General features: G+C 52.5%; 18 protein-coding genes and 1 other RNA gene. 13 read left to right on the top strand and 6 right to left on the bottom strand.

Annotation, left to right across the window (positions count from 1 at the left end; translation table 11 throughout):
• The first annotated feature begins 21 nt into the window (after positions 1–21).
• Positions 22–1,296 carry a DEAD/DEAH box helicase gene (locus Ga0123461_RS09970; protein WP_100278197.1) on the top strand — a complete coding sequence of 425 codons (1,275 nt, stop codon included), beginning with the start codon at positions 22–24 and terminating at the stop codon, positions 1,294–1,296.
• Between the two features lie 9 nt (positions 1,297–1,305).
• Complete coding sequence (locus Ga0123461_RS09965; protein WP_100278196.1) at positions 1,306–1,515, top strand: thioredoxin domain-containing protein; 210 nt, start codon at positions 1,306–1,308, stop codon at positions 1,513–1,515.
• 544 nt (positions 1,516–2,059) lie between these two features.
• Here Ga0123461_RS09965 and Ga0123461_RS09960 read toward each other — a convergent pair.
• Positions 2,060–2,590, bottom strand: a complete 531-nt coding sequence (locus tag Ga0123461_RS09960) for a hypothetical protein (protein ID WP_157819310.1) — start codon at positions 2,588–2,590, stop codon at positions 2,060–2,062.
• A gap of 428 nt (positions 2,591–3,018) precedes the next feature.
• Here Ga0123461_RS09960 and Ga0123461_RS09955 point away from each other — a divergent pair, with 428 nt between their 5' ends.
• From Ga0123461_RS09955 to Ga0123461_RS09930, 6 genes are all read left to right on the top strand, one after another.
• Positions 3,019–3,603 (top strand): hypothetical protein, encoded by a 585-nt coding sequence (locus Ga0123461_RS09955; RefSeq protein WP_100278194.1) that lies wholly within the window; start codon positions 3,019–3,021, stop codon positions 3,601–3,603.
• A gap of 166 nt (positions 3,604–3,769) precedes the next feature.
• A complete protein-coding gene (locus Ga0123461_RS09950; RefSeq protein WP_100278193.1) occupies positions 3,770–4,852 on the top strand; it encodes an adenylate/guanylate cyclase domain-containing protein in 1,083 nt (360 codons plus the stop codon).
• A 58-nt stretch (positions 4,853–4,910) separates the two neighbouring features.
• Complete coding sequence (locus tag Ga0123461_RS09945; RefSeq protein WP_100278192.1) at positions 4,911–5,492, top strand: glycine zipper domain-containing protein; 582 nt, start codon at positions 4,911–4,913, stop codon at positions 5,490–5,492.
• Positions 5,493–5,616: 124 nt separating this feature from the next.
• Positions 5,617–6,207 (top strand): hypothetical protein, encoded by a 591-nt coding sequence (locus tag Ga0123461_RS09940; protein ID WP_100278191.1) that lies wholly within the window; start codon positions 5,617–5,619, stop codon positions 6,205–6,207.
• Between the two features lie 17 nt (positions 6,208–6,224).
• On the top strand, positions 6,225–6,839 hold the full coding sequence (locus Ga0123461_RS09935; protein WP_100278190.1) for a hypothetical protein: 615 nt from the start codon (positions 6,225–6,227) through the stop codon (positions 6,837–6,839).
• An 82-nt stretch (positions 6,840–6,921) separates the two neighbouring features.
• Positions 6,922–7,497 (top strand): DinB family protein, encoded by a 576-nt coding sequence (locus Ga0123461_RS09930; protein WP_232710146.1) that lies wholly within the window; start codon positions 6,922–6,924, stop codon positions 7,495–7,497.
• A 113-nt stretch (positions 7,498–7,610) separates the two neighbouring features.
• On the opposite strand, the gene Ga0123461_RS09925 is transcribed toward Ga0123461_RS09930, so the two are convergent.
• The 3 genes from Ga0123461_RS09925 to Ga0123461_RS09915 form a co-directional block, all read right to left on the bottom strand.
• Positions 7,611–7,898 carry a DUF3817 domain-containing protein gene (locus tag Ga0123461_RS09925; protein WP_100278189.1) on the bottom strand — a complete coding sequence of 96 codons (288 nt, stop codon included), beginning with the start codon at positions 7,896–7,898 and terminating at the stop codon, positions 7,611–7,613.
• A 95-nt stretch (positions 7,899–7,993) separates the two neighbouring features.
• Positions 7,994–8,230, bottom strand: coding sequence for a hypothetical protein (locus Ga0123461_RS09920; protein ID WP_100278188.1), 237 nt, complete (start codon positions 8,228–8,230; stop codon positions 7,994–7,996).
• A 105-nt stretch (positions 8,231–8,335) separates the two neighbouring features.
• Positions 8,336–8,863, bottom strand: coding sequence for a YgjP-like metallopeptidase domain-containing protein (locus Ga0123461_RS09915; RefSeq protein ID WP_100278187.1), 528 nt, complete (start codon positions 8,861–8,863; stop codon positions 8,336–8,338).
• A gap of 229 nt (positions 8,864–9,092) precedes the next feature.
• Between Ga0123461_RS09915 and rsgA the strand changes: the two genes are divergently transcribed.
• From rsgA to Ga0123461_RS09900, 4 genes are all read left to right on the top strand, one after another.
• Positions 9,093–10,154: a ribosome small subunit-dependent GTPase A gene (gene rsgA, locus Ga0123461_RS09910; protein ID WP_100278186.1), complete on the top strand. Its 1,062-nt coding sequence runs from the start codon at positions 9,093–9,095 to the stop codon at positions 10,152–10,154.
• Positions 10,155–10,431: 277 nt separating this feature from the next.
• Positions 10,432–11,313, top strand: coding sequence for a radical SAM protein (locus Ga0123461_RS09905; protein WP_100278185.1), 882 nt, complete (start codon positions 10,432–10,434; stop codon positions 11,311–11,313).
• Positions 11,314–11,415: 102 nt separating this feature from the next.
• The gene (locus Ga0123461_RS12420) at positions 11,416–11,571 is read left to right on the top strand and encodes a hypothetical protein (protein WP_157819309.1); all 156 of its coding nucleotides are present in this window, start codon (positions 11,416–11,418) and stop codon (positions 11,569–11,571) included.
• A 173-nt stretch (positions 11,572–11,744) separates the two neighbouring features.
• Positions 11,745–12,395, top strand: coding sequence for a hypothetical protein (locus Ga0123461_RS09900; protein WP_100278184.1), 651 nt, complete (start codon positions 11,745–11,747; stop codon positions 12,393–12,395).
• 206 nt (positions 12,396–12,601) lie between these two features.
• Here Ga0123461_RS09900 and ssrS read toward each other — a convergent pair.
• A non-coding RNA gene (gene ssrS / locus Ga0123461_RS12825) (6S RNA) lies at positions 12,602–12,761 on the bottom strand.
• A gap of 52 nt (positions 12,762–12,813) precedes the next feature.
• On the opposite strand from ssrS, the gene Ga0123461_RS12415 reads away from it, so the two are divergent.
• Positions 12,814–12,960: a hypothetical protein gene (locus tag Ga0123461_RS12415; protein ID WP_157819308.1), complete on the top strand. Its 147-nt coding sequence runs from the start codon at positions 12,814–12,816 to the stop codon at positions 12,958–12,960.
• A gap of 200 nt (positions 12,961–13,160) precedes the next feature.
• On the opposite strand, the gene Ga0123461_RS09890 is transcribed toward Ga0123461_RS12415, so the two are convergent.
• Positions 13,161–13,994, bottom strand: a complete 834-nt coding sequence (locus Ga0123461_RS09890) for a M48 family metalloprotease (RefSeq protein ID WP_198507056.1) — start codon at positions 13,992–13,994, stop codon at positions 13,161–13,163.
• Positions 13,995–14,000: the final 6 nt, after the last annotated feature.

The raw sequence follows: 14,000 nt of genomic DNA, 5'->3' as shown, positions 1-14,000 counted from the left end.
GCGCAACGGAAAATATAACTGATGACATTTGATGATCTCGGCCTTTCAGCCGAACTGCTTCGTGCTGTGAGCGATCAGGGCTATACCACCCCGACGCCTGTACAGGAAAAATCTATCCCGGTCGTAATTGCAGGACACGATGTGCTTGCCGGCGCTCAAACCGGAACAGGAAAAACAGCAGGTTTTACCCTGCCAATGCTGCAGCTGATGCAGAAAACACATCCGGAGCGTCACAGAAAGTGCGTCATTCGCGCCCTGGTGCTGACACCGACGCGTGAGCTGGCTGCACAGGTAGGTGAGAGCATTGCCACTTACGGCAAATACCTTCCTATACGCTCCACCGTGGTATTCGGTGGCGTGGGCATCAACCCGCAGATTCAGAAACTGAATCGCGGCGTTGATATCCTCGTTGCAACACCGGGTCGCCTGCTCGACCTGATCGGCCAGCGTAAGTGTGACCTTAGCCATGTTGAGTTCTTTGTGCTTGATGAGGCTGACCGCATGCTCGACATGGGATTTATCCATGATATCCGCAAGGTGCTGAAGCTGTTGCCGCAAAAGCGTCAGAACCTGCTTTTCTCCGCCACCTTCTCAGAGGAGATCAAACAGCTGGCCAGCGGTTTCCTGCGCTCACCTGTGTTTGTTGAGGTGGCACGCAACGAGACTGCGCATCAGGTGACACAGGTTGTGCATCCGGTCACCAAGTCCAGAAAACGGGATCTGCTCTCCCACCTGATTAAAGAGGGTGACTGGAAGCAGGTGCTGGTATTCACCAAAACCAAACATGGTGCCAACCGACTGACCACACAGCTGGAGAGTGATGGTATTCAGGCTGCCGCGATTCATGGCAACAAGAGTCAGACAGCGCGCACCAAGGCACTTGCTGCTTTTAAAGCCGGCGATGTCCGTGTGCTGGTGGCAACCGATATTGCCGCCCGTGGCCTTGATATCGATCAGCTGCCGCATGTGGTGAACTTTGAGCTGCCTAATGTTTCCGAGGATTATGTGCACCGCATCGGCCGTACCGGCCGCGCAGGTAACACAGGCGAATCGTTATCACTGGTTTCTGCGGATGAGAAGAAGTTGCTGGCCGATATCGAGAGGCTGATCAAAAAGGCGATTCCGAAGGTGGTTATCCCTGGTTTTGAACCGGGAGAGAATGAGCCGACAGAATTGCCAAAACAGCAGCAACGCAGAAAGCCCGATCATCGCAGGCACGATCCAAGCTCACCGCGCAAACCACACAGCAATCGCTCTCGCCGCCCAGGAAAAGGTGCGCGCGCTGCTGCAAAGTAGGTCTCTCTTATGTGTTCCAACAAGAAGGTTATCGGTGTCTGCTACGGCCCTCGCTGTAGTGACTTCGGTGGCAGGGATATGGCCGAAGCGTTACGGGAGATGGGCCATGAAGTGGAGAATCTGGATTGCCAGAGCCTCTGCCCGCATGCACCGGCTATTCGTGTGAATGGGCGGTTTGTGCATCGTGCTACCATCGAGAGGGTAAAAGAGAAGCTGTAAGGCTTCTATTGCTTAAATCAAAAAGGCTCGCAGCTAACCACTGCGGGCCTTTTTTTGGTTCACCCGTATTAAAACTTCGCTGAAGGCGGTGGGCCGCACCGCTTGCTCCCCGTTAGATAGATGTATTCAAAGTTACTACTCTGCTAGAGCAGAGCATCCCGCTTTCTTTAGCGGTAAAGAAAGCCGCCCACGACATCTTTGCCCTGCGGGTGCCTTCATATGCATATAGCCGAAGGGCCATCTGGTCTCCGGGGCGTTTTTATTGGTTCGTTCTTTGTATGGCCAAAGAATGAACAAATACCTCTACATCAATAGCAATTCAGGAAGCGCCTTCAGTTCTTATTTACTAAGACTGTTTCCCGTGGCTTCCGCGATGCCTCTATTTTGTTTATCGAGGAAGCTGATGATCAGAGGACAACCTCCATGATAATCAGTGTTAGAATTATAAACGCTATACACGAAGAAATTGCGAATATGCGAAAAGTACGGCCCTTCATGATATCCCCCTTACCAGGTTTTCTTTGCTCTCTGCGAACAGATCGGCTTAGTAATCAAACATAATAAACCCAAGCAGGGCATTGTATGAAGCGTCAAGGTCAATCAATGTAAATGCCAGCAGGTAGGTCGCTATAAAGAGGGCAACAGCTGCAAACAGGGGTTTAAGGTGATTGCGGCGGTGGCTCTCCTTACTCTGGATAAGGGTGGTGATATCGGCACCAATGGTCAGGGCATGGCCAATGACCCGTCCGGTTTCCCCCTCTGCGTGCCCTTTCAGGTCCGAGAGCACCTTATCAAAGAAGACAATAGAGGCCCTCATCTCTTCCAGCCGGATCTCATCAATAGTGGTGGCCTTGGCGAGGTCCTTTACGATGTAGAGCTTCTTAAACAGTGCAAAAGAGACGAACTGTTTAATCACATGTTCCTTATCAATTTTCTCGGAAAACTTATGAACCTCACTCTCATCAACCTCCTCTTTCCCCTCCATTGCTTTCTTTAACGAGACCGGATACCTGCCACTTTTCAGGTAGCCATCCAGCAGGTTCTGGAACACCCTGCTATGTTTTCTTTTTTCCATTAATTCAAAAAAATATGCGATGAAGCCTGTAGAAAATATCATCTTCAAATCTGTTTTTCGGCCGATGTGAAGGAGTCTTAACTTATTGATATCTTTTACGATTTCTTTCGCGATTCTTTTTTCAACTCTTCTGGTGGCCATGCCTGAATACCCCATATGACAACCTCAATCAGCGCATCATATTTCACTCGCTCGGATGTATATCCTTATAGCAGACAATACCCGAGTTGTACAGTTGGGTATTGCCACTCACTTGGTTTAGAAAAATCCTGTCCCGCGACAGTCGGGGAGCTCTGAAATCCTCAAGACTTGGCAGGCCACATAGCTGTAGCGTATTCTACGAGGTAATGATTCAGGTCGAGGTTAATGTCATGCCGGTTCTTCTCGTTCACGCTATCTGCTCACAGCGGCGCCTTTAAAGGTAAGGCGTGCATCTCTTTTCAACAGCGTCTCGCCTTGCAGCGCACTACAGCAGCGAGGATGGTCATTATCTTATCGAGCTTCGTCTACGCGAGGTCAGGGGGCTTTTCAATTCACTCGATCCGGCTCCCTTTATCGAAAAGGATCTGGATGACGATGCTGAGAACTACATCATCAATACCGTGAAAGATTTCCCGCTGGCCAGACCGCTGAAGCTGTTGATCTATCTGCCTGCCAAGGCGTGCGAAAGTGAGGATGCAGCGTCAATTCCCGAAGCCGTTCGAAATTATTTCGATTACCGTGCCCACCATGCTGATATGAACCTGCGCTTCATGTTATTGCAGGGGCGTACCTCGCTGATGATAGGTTTGTTATTTTTGTTCGGCTGCCTGTTTGCGCGCGAACTTCTTATTACAGCACTGCAGGAAGGATTGATGCGCGATATTGCCGAAGAGGGCCTGATGATTTGTGGCTGGGTCGCGATGTGGCGACCGATCCAGATCTATCTCTACGACTGGTGGCCGATCCGCCGTGTGCGCCGGATCTATGAAAAGATTAGGGCCATGCCGATCGAGGTTCGCCAACTTCCCTGACTGCTTTCCATCAAGACTCAAAAGAGCGATCTTTCTGCTATACTCTGTTCAATTAACAGGAGGTCAGATGGGTCAACTATGTTTTGAATCAGGTACATCGGAGTTCACTCAGCCCGGAAGTCATCGCGTCCAGCATCCCGTGAACATCTCCTGAGTTCTGACTGCCATGCAGAAGATCAACAAAGCCCAGCTTGTAACCTCTCTTCTGGAGCTGTTTGCGTCGAAACAGGCGGTTGCAATCGAGGCTGCCTCACTGCAGCAGCAGATCGAAAGTGCCATCGACAGATCGCTGGTCAATACCCAGGAAGTCGATAGCCGGGAGGTAACGATCCTGCTCTCAGACCTGCGCGGCTTCACCTCAATCGCAGAGCAGTACACCTCGCTTGAGATGGTGGCGGTTCTCAATCGCTATTTTGCCTGCATGAACGAGATCATTATCCGTCACGGTGGCACCATCGATAAATTTATGGGCGACTCCATCATGGCCCTGTTCGGTGCGCCGATCGAGGCTGAAGACGACATCGAGGCGGCGCTGGCCTGCGCTATCGAGATGCAGGTGGCTATGGGCGAGATCAATAGGGCAAACAGTGAGGCCGGTTTCGCACCGCTGCATATGGGCATCGGCATCAATACCGGTGAGGTCGTTGCCGGCTACCTTGGCTCCGCCTTGCACAGCGAATATACCGTAATCGGTGACCAGGTGAACCTGACCTCCCGCGTCGAGGCCCACAGCCTGCGCGGGCAGATCCTGCTCAGCGAAAACACCTACCGGCTTGCCCGTGACTATATCGAGGTCGGCCACATCAACGAGGTTAAGGTTAAGGGTAAGAAGGGGGCGGTCCGTATGTATGAGCTGCTGTCGGTATCACGCCCCAGGGTTCTGGTCGCACCGGCTCGGGAAATACGCAACTCCCCGCGCGTCGAAGCCGATATGCCTGTGGTCTTTCAGCTTCTCGATGGCAAGCAGGTGTTACCGAAGCAGTACCATGGCAGCATCGTCGACCTGAGCTACGGTGGCATGTACATAGAGAGCCCGGTATCCATTGAACCCTTCTGTGATATCAAGATCTCCATGGCCGTCTCGCTGATGTCCGCTGAATTGACCGATATCTATGCCAAGGTTCTGCGCGTCTCCGAGGTGAATGGCAGCTATGAGTGCCGCGCCGAATTCACCTTCCTCGAGCCGCATGCGCAGCAGGTGATCAAGGAGTTCGTTGACGGCATCGTTGAGGCAAACCGCGGCTATTGATTTGCCCAATAGCCACGCTTCAGAGACTCTGCTATAACCTGTTGAACGGAGGGTAATCATGAAACGATTCACACTTATTGCAGCGATCCTGATTCTCGCCAGCTGTGCCACCACACATCAGCAGCAGTCTGCTACGCAGGGGGCCGCAGTCGGGGCGACAGCCGGCGCAATCATCGGGGCCCAGAGCGATCAGATTGTCGAAGGGGCCATCATCGGCGCCATACTGGGCGGCCTGGCAGGGGCGATGCTGGCCGATGACAGGGATGATCGTATTCAGGCATCCGCACCGCGTTATCACCGCAGCAATTGCGGCAGGGGTGATGTCTACTTCAGCAGGGCTAGGAATGCCCGCGATCTGGGCGGCAGAATTTCACTGATGCGTCAGGGCATCGGTTACTGCCCGAACAATCCGGCGGCACACAATGATCTCGGCGTGGCACTGATGATCTGGGGTGACCGTGTGGGTGCGCGCATTCACTTCAATCAAGCCCTCAGGCTTGATCGGCACTACTATCCGGCCCAGCGCAACATCAATCGCATGAGCCGTTACAAGGCGCCGAAAAGGGGTGTTGGCCAGCAGCGCAATTATCAGGATCGCGGTTATTACGGTGACCATCGCGATGAGCGGCACGACGACTGATCAGGCTTGGATAACCAGAGCCCGCAGCCAATCACTGCGGGCCTTTTTTTGCCCTGCAAAGTTCATATTCTTTGCTATACTGGGGTAAGTTTATCGGAGGGTGGATATGCAGGGGAGAGGGGAAGTGAACAGATGGCTTATTGCAGCGGCACTGCTCTGTCTGTTCGGGCTTGCTGGATGTGCCTCGCCGGCGGCAAAAAAAGCTGCGGTTGTGGATGCTACGCATGGCGCGGTCTCCATAAATATATGGCGGCAGTACACTCAGATCGAGGATGATGGTAAAAACGTCAGTGAGCGGAGTGCACCGGGTAACTTTGGTATTGAACTTATCCGCGTTTTCAAAAAGGGGGCAGGCTGGGGCGAGATTATGGCCGGGCCGGATGCGCTCATCTGGCAGCTTTACGAAAATCAGTGGCCGCAACAGGTTCAGCTTATTCTACCCGAGGGTGACTATATGTTTGAGATGGTCATGGTCTCCGTCAATGGATTCCCCTCGCAGGTACAGGCTGGCGGTGATGGGCTTGTCTCCTTTCACGTAACCGCGGGCAAAAAGATCGAGCTTGGCGATATCCTTTTTGAGTATATTAAAAGGTATCGCATCTATCCAAACCAGAAGGTTGCAACACGGTTTATGCGCTTCAAGAGTACAGCGAAAGATAGTGAGGGCGCTCTTGAATCCGATGCTGAAAAGAAGCTGGAACTGATTGATTCATAAACCGGGGGGATATTAAAATGAAATTATCACGGATTCTCATTGCTGTTGTGATCAGCGCCGTTTTCGCGGGATGCGCACCCAAGCGCCATAATCTACAGCCGGTAGATAGCCCGCCCAAAACCATTGTTCAGAATGGATTCTCCTTTCTGCCACTGGATGAGAAGGGGTGGTATATTCTCGGGCGGATGCCTCATGCGGTTGCTCTGGCGAGAGAGGGCACTTCCACGGATGAGACGCATGCTATCCAGGGGAAGCTTTTCAAGTTTCCGACGTTCGCATCAGATGAAGCTTTTGTGCGAGCCGTAAAGAAGGGGCAGGCCAATGATACGGATATTGCCAATCCGGATAGATACAGGACGCTCACCCATGTTGTCGCGCTGTACGAACATCGCGGTGAGCCGTGCGCCTTTTCCCATATCGTGACTGAAGACCATGGCGCAAAGAAACGGACAGATACACCCGGTCTCATGATCCTTGATGTTTATGCGTTGGTTTGCAGGCACCCCCAGAACCGGAATGCCGCCATCAGCTTTAGTTACTCTCAGCGTTATTACCCTGAAAACCGCAATGAAAACATAGCGAGTAAAGCCAGGCAGCTGATCGATAGCCTCGGTTTCACAACGCTGCAGTAAGATCATAAAAGCCAGGTTTTGAGTGCCCCCAAAAGCGGGGGCACCTTAAACCAGCAAAGTTTAGATTCCCTGCTATACTCGTTTGGGCGAGGGCGAGGGCGAGGGCGAGGGCGAGGGCGAGGGGATGACTGAATATCTGCAACGCATGGCGCGCTACAACCGCTGGATGAACCGCAAATTGTTTGCGAAGGTAAGTGAGCTGCCTGCCGATGCGATTGCAGAGGATCGCGATGCCTTCTTCGGCTCGATTCTTGGCACCCTCAACCATATCCTGATTGCCGATCTCTTCTGGCTGCACCGCTTTGCCACCAGTCCCGGTTGCCGCGAAGCACTGGCGCATCCGCTTACCGAGTACCCCACCCCCGCCTCGTCGCGTGAAATCCTCTTCGATGACTTTGCCGAACTGACCGAAACCCGCAGAAGCATTGATGGCTTGATTCTCGATTTTTCCGAAACATTGACGTCTGAGCTTCTGGCCCAGTCGATTCGCTACCGCAACATGGCAGGCGAGAAACAGGAGCGTCTGCTGGGTCAGTTGTTACAGCACTTCTTCAACCACCAGACCCACCACCGCGGCCAGACCACGACCCTGCTCTTTCAGGCAGGTGTTGATCCCGGTCCCACTGATCTGCTGGTCATGATGATGGAGGAGGGCTGAGTTATCTGTTATTCGTTCGAGTCCTGCATGGGGAGCCGTGCAGGACTCGAACGAATGACTGGGAGTAGTCTAACTTCAGTGAAGTCAGTAACTATTGATTTTATGCTGGCTGGTTAAGCAGAAGTCTGGGCGATGCTCCTGAGCCTTTTTTCGAGGAAAAAGCAGCCGAAGGGCAGGATCGAGGTGATAAAGGCGTAGTTCCACAGCGGTTTGTCCCAGTTGTGTTTGCGGCTTACGATCTCAAGCATCACGAGATAAGCTATCCAGAGGTATCCGTGAACCGGGCCGGCAATAGCCACAAGATCAAGATCGAACTGATATTTGGCAGGCATGGCAATAAAGAGCAGGGCGATGAACGATATTCCTTCGATGAAGCTCATAATTCTGAATGCTTTAAACATGATGATCTGTCTCCTTCCTAGTGGCAGGTAAAAACGGGAGACATGCAACTGCTTTCTTGCGGCCAGGGCAACCCATTATTTACAAGTGGCCTAGGTCAGGCGATGAGTTTTGCTGCCGCTTCCTTGATGAGATCCTGCTGTTGGGTGTGCTTGCAGAGGCTGTGAAGGAGCTCCCAGAGACCGTGCTCATCTTCAAAATGAATCTTAATACCCATATAGCGAATGGTTACGCCGTAGAGGCTGTTTTCTGTATGGAAGGTAGACGAGAAAAATAGTCGGCGATTCTCTTGGCCCGGAATGGATTCATGGGACTCGCCTCCTGCAGTTATCATTACCAACACTCCTTCCGCGGGAGGGGAGGGAGAGGAGAGGAGTGGTGGCAGCTGCAATGCTACGGCTGCTTTATGAACTGGGTATCCGGAGGAATACGGATGCCTTTACGCTGTGACCTTCCAGAGCGGCTCACCACCTGATTCGAGGTAGGTGAGGTAGGCGCGAAGATCGAACTCCAGCTGATGGTAATCCGCCTCCATGTTGCAGCAGAGTTTATAAAACGACTTGTCATGCTCGGCCACCTTCATGTGGGAAAGTTCGTGAACCACAATCATGCGCAGGAATTCGGGCGGCATATCCTTGAACATCGTCGCCACATGGATCTCGCGTTTGGCCTTGAGCTTTGCTCCGTGCACCCGCGACTTGCTGGAGTGCATGCCGAGCGCATTGCGGGTGAGGTGCAGCATGCTGTCGAAAGCCACTTTGTTGAGCGGCCCCGCCTTGCGCAGATAGGTCTCTTTGAGTTCCATCACGTACGCATAAAGCGCCTTGTCACTGCGCACCGAATGGCTGTGCGGATACTTTTTCAGTAGCCACTCAGCCAAACTGTTTTGCTCGATCAGCTGTTGGACTCTCTCTACCAGATTGGCGGGATAACCGGCAAGGTAGTTCGGTGGTGGTTTTGGGCGCATGCCCGCAGCTTAGTTGTTTATGGTGGTTGCAGGAATGGTGGGCTGAAGGCTGCCGATCCTCCGCCCGAGACAAATGTTTTGCTAGCCTTGCTTGTGTAGTTAAGGAGCCCTTTTTGGGGGCGCAAATGTCTGCTTTCACAAAATGCATCATTTGCCGGCTGTTAGAATTTAAATTCCGGGATATAGTTAGATGTGGATTTCATTTAGAGATTCAAATGGAGATCACCCCATGGAATTGATTGCACTTGGCTTTGACAGTTGGTTTGAAGATCACGCTAAAGAGCTGGTTAAGCCGGAGCAGAGCATTGCTCGAGTCATTGCAGTAGACAGAGGCAGGTGCATTGTAAATGATGGGTTCAGAGAAATTTCAGCAGTTCTGCTGGGGAAGTATTTGCATGAGATTGAATCACCTGCGGACTTTCCATGTGTTGGGGACTGGGTTTCTGTAGAGCACCATGACAGCGACGCTTTTGCGAGCATTCACGCAATCCTTCAAAGAAAAACGCTCTTACGCCGGAAAACTGCGGGAAGGGAGATAGAGTTTCAAATGATTGCTGCCAATATTGATACAGCATTCATTGTCCAGTCATGCCGCTTCGATTTTAATATTCGCAGACTTGAGCGATACCTGGTCATGGTAAATGAAGGTCAGATTGAGCCATTGATTCTTCTTACCAAGACAGACCTGATAAGCCCAGATGAACTGGAGCTATTGATGGCGAACATTCGCAGCGCAGGCATTAACACTCAAATCATTGCGCTAAGCAATGTGACCGGGAGCGGGATTGAGCAGGTCAGAGCGCTCATGGCGGCCGGAAAAACGTACTGCCTTCTTGGCTCTTCCGGTGTAGGTAAAACCACATTGATCAATCGACTTGTCGGCAAAGCTGAATTGGAAACCAAGTCTGTTAGCGCAACAGGCGAAGGTCGACATACCACGACGCGCCGCCAACTGATTATGCTTGAAGATGGAGCAATGTTGATTGATATGCCCGGAATGCGAGAGCTGGGCATGGTAGGTGACAGTGAAGGGATAGATGAGAGTTTCAGTGACGTTGTAGAACTTATAGCAAATTGTCGCTTTGCTGATTGCAGCCACAGCAATGAACCCGGTTGCGCGATTTTGATGGCAATCGAGAATGGCGAGCTGAGTGAAGATCACTTTCAGAATTACCTGAAGCTCAATAAAGAGTCGGATTTTTATCAGATGTCACATCACGAGAAACGTAAAAAGGACAAGGCATTCGGGCGACATATCAAATCAGTAATGAAGCATAGAGATAAGTATTGAATGGCCGATGCTTTCGGCAGTCAAAGGCATCGGCTCAGATCATGCATAGGGGCGATTGAAAATGTTGGTCTCGGCAATCTGCTAACGGGAAGCAAGCGACGCTGTCTCGTCGCGCGATAGGCTTAGAGCCAAATGGGCGTTTTGGCCCGCACAGCTTTAGTAATCAGGTCTCAAACTAAAAGCCCCGCTATTCCGATTGTTCGCAAGAAGGGAGAAGCAAGCCCTGATACCAAAAATTGCAGGATGCGGTTTTTTCTAAACTCCCTAGTTTGTGATTATGCCACTGAACTATCACATGCCGCTCTACCGGCCACCGAGCGAGGCGGAGAATCTGATCATCCAGGTGACACTCGGCTGTAGTTTCAACCGCTGCAGCTTCTGCTCGATGTATCGGAGTAAGCAGTACAGCCAGCGGCCGCTTGAGGATGTAATTGAAGATATCGGCCGTGCTGCCCGCAGCGCACCTGATGCGCGGCGGGTATTCCTCGCCGATGGCGATGCGCTCAGCCTGTCGACAGAGCAACTTGTAGCGATTCTCGATGCACTGCATGCGGTATTTCCCATGCTGAACCGAGTCTCCTGTTATGCCACACCTGCGAACCTTCTGGGCAAGGGGGCAGATGAGCTGACCCTGCTGAAGCAGCGTGGTCTAAAGCTGCTCTACCTCGGCATTGAGTCCGGCTCCAACCTAATTCTGAAGAAGATCACCAAGGGGGCCAGCCAGCGGGGTATCGCTGAGGCGATGCAGAAGGCATCTGATGCAGGTTTGAAGGTCTCCGCGACCGTCATCCTTGGTCTGGGTGGTAAAAGCCGCTGGCAGGAGCATATCGATGGCACCATTGAACTGCTTAACAGGGCGCCAGTCACCTACTTCTCCATGCTGCAGATCTACCTTGAGGATGAGATTACTGCTGAATTCCGGGATAAGTTCGCGGAGCCCTTCGAGTTCCAGGAGGATCACGCCATCCTTCTCGAACAGCAGCGCCTGATCAGCGGCATTAATCCTCCCAGACCAGTGATCTTCCGCTCCAATCACGCCTCCAATGCGCTGGCCCTGGCCGGTAATCTTCCCCGCGACAGGGGAAAGATCCTGGCCCAACTACAGGCCGCACTGGCAGGGCAGGAGCCGCTTAGGCCATGGTGCCTGCGTGGCATGTAAAAGGGGTGGTTAAAGCGCGCATCAGTTGACAGTGAACAGGGTTCTGTTGGACAGTTGCACTGTTATGTGCAAATCTATCTATCGCTAAATGAGAGGTGCCATATGAAAATGATTCTTCTTGTTACGCTTCTGACCCTGCTTTCTGCTTGTGGATCAACACCGACTAAGATTCTGGGAATAGAGTTCCACATCCCCGCAAATGATTATGATGCCGATGATTATGAGAACCATGGAGATGATGCCAACACCGAAGGGTGAGTGCCCCGTATCTCTATTTAGGTAAGGAAACTCGATAACGATCGGTTCCGAGGGCAGGGCAGGCAACCAAGCGGAGTATAGAAAATGTGCTATAGTATTGTTCTGGTGTCGCAGATGGCGGCCAGAGATGCAGCGGTTGATGCGCTTGAAGTGAAGCTGCTCTAGAGGTGACGATGAAACGATTTGTTTTTATTGCTGCGACGCTGTTTCTGTTGCCCTGTGCAACGGCTCATGGGGCAGAGGGCGGTACCGCTCCAGATCAGGTGTTCGAAGACGGGATTCATGGCGGCGTGCTCGGTGGTCTGGTTGGTGGCTTCCTGGATATGGAGAAGGGTGACCGCATCCATGCATCGGCGGCGCGTTATCACCGCAAGTCCTGCAACAAGGGTGATAAGTACTTTCGCAAGGCAACTAAAGCAGAGTACGTGGATGAGAGAATCGCCCTGATGGAAAAGGGTATCAAATTCTGCCCCGATAACCCGGCTGCCCACAATGACCTCGGCCTAGCCCAGATGCTTTGGGGTGACCTGCCTGCTGCGCGCACACACTTTAATGAGTCACTGCAGCTTGACCCCGATTACAACCCGGCCCGGATCAATATGAGCCGCATACCCTATGAGTCGTCTCCAGAAGATAATAAAAATCAGGCAGAAAAAGCTGAGAAGGGTGGCAAACACGCTGTTATCAGAAGCAGTAACAAAGCGCGCCAGGTACGCCATCCGGTGATCCGACATACGGAGGATAAGAGCGACTACCTGGAGAGGCGCAAACGGTGGGATGATAAACAGAAGAAGCGAGCGGAGGAGAACAGGGGGTACGACTGAACCTGACCTGATGCTGTTTCCCGGGCGCCCTTCTTTGGTTCTTTCTTGGGCAACAAGAAAGAACAAGTGAATCCATACACTTAAAAACTACCTGTAATGACTTACAAATGATTCCCATCTAGGTGTTTCGCGTTATTCAGCGATGAACAAAAAAAGACCTGCCGGGAAGGAGAGGGAGCCGGCAGGCCTTTCATGAATAGTTATTCCGAAACACTGATCTGCGGCCTGTAAAGACTGAACCCTTTATGTAAGGTGGGCGCCGCATGCCGGCATCAGGTATCCCGTGAGGGATTCACACAGCCAGCATAGCCAAGCTCCCGTTCAGTACGCATCGGCCCAAGTTTACAAGCCACAAACCAGTGCAACGAAACTGTATCCACTTTACTACCAACCCCCTCTTTGGGCAAGGGTAAATCAAGTGATTGAGAGTCACAGTGGCACAATATGCGACTGGCGAGCAGAAACGAAAAAGGCCTGCCAAGAGGGGGAGGAGTGGCAGGCCTTTTCTGAAATCCTTGTCGTTGCACAGGCACGATGGCCTGTAAAGGCTGAACCCTTTATGTAAGGTGGGCGCCGCATGCCGGCATCAGGTATCCCGTGAGGGATTCACACAGCCAGCATAGCCAAGCTCCCGTTCAGTACGCATCGGCTAAAGTTTACAAGCCACACAACCAGTGCAACGAACGTGTATTTACACTATAGAAACAACCCTTGAAAGTCAATCTCTGCAAGCGTTTTTTTATCCGGAATATGATCGATTACCGGCTAGGGGGCGATGTGATAGAGCCTTGCCTCCAGCGTCCTGCCTTCGATGCCATCAAAATGACTGCCCATCGCCGCACCCAGCCTGTCGAGCCGGGCATCAGGATGGGGATGGGTCTTGAACAGCAGGGCGACATCACCATCGTCCCTGGCGAAGTGGCCGATCTGCTGCAGTACGCCCGGCAGCGCAAATGCATCGTAACCGGCACGGGTGGTCAGTACGACGGCGATGCGATCCGCCTCGAACTCGGCACTCTTGTCGAGTGAGCGCGCCATGATCTCAGCGCCGCTGCCGATTAACCCCTGCACCCTGTCGTTGCCGCCCACCTTCTGGGTAACCACCTGACTGCCAAGATCAAGCAGCTTGCTCTGCTGCAAGATCTTCAGATGATGCTGGCGGATGACATGGCCGACTTCATGTGCCAGGACCCCGGCCAGTTCGGCCTCGTTCTGCAGTAGGTTGTAGAGGCCGTGGGTAACAAAGATATAGCCGCCGGGTGCAGCGAAGGCATTAATGTCGTTCGAGGCGATGACGCCGAAGTGCCAGGGCAGATCGGGCCGCTCGCTTTGGTCGGCGACCCAGCGGCCGACACTGTTAACATACTTCTGCAGCTTCGCATCCCTGACTAGCGGGGCTGCGCCAAGCAGGTTGCCGGCGATCTGCCGCCCGATGGCGACCTCCTCCTCCATCGGGGTGGATGATTTGCCGGTAATCTTCTCCTCGACACCCTGCCTGAGGGTCTTGGCCAGCTCCTTGTCCAGCAGGCCGCCACTCCAGGCCGGAGCGGCAATGAACAGTGATGCCAGTAACAATGCGGAAAATGATCTTTTACTCATGCTGAA

Source organism: Mariprofundus aestuarium, assembly GCF_002795805.1.
Classification (GTDB): Bacteria; Pseudomonadota; Zetaproteobacteria; order Mariprofundales; family Mariprofundaceae; genus Mariprofundus; species Mariprofundus aestuarium.
Note: the sequence above shows the minus strand (reverse complement) of the source record. Positions and strands in the feature narration are given on the sequence as shown.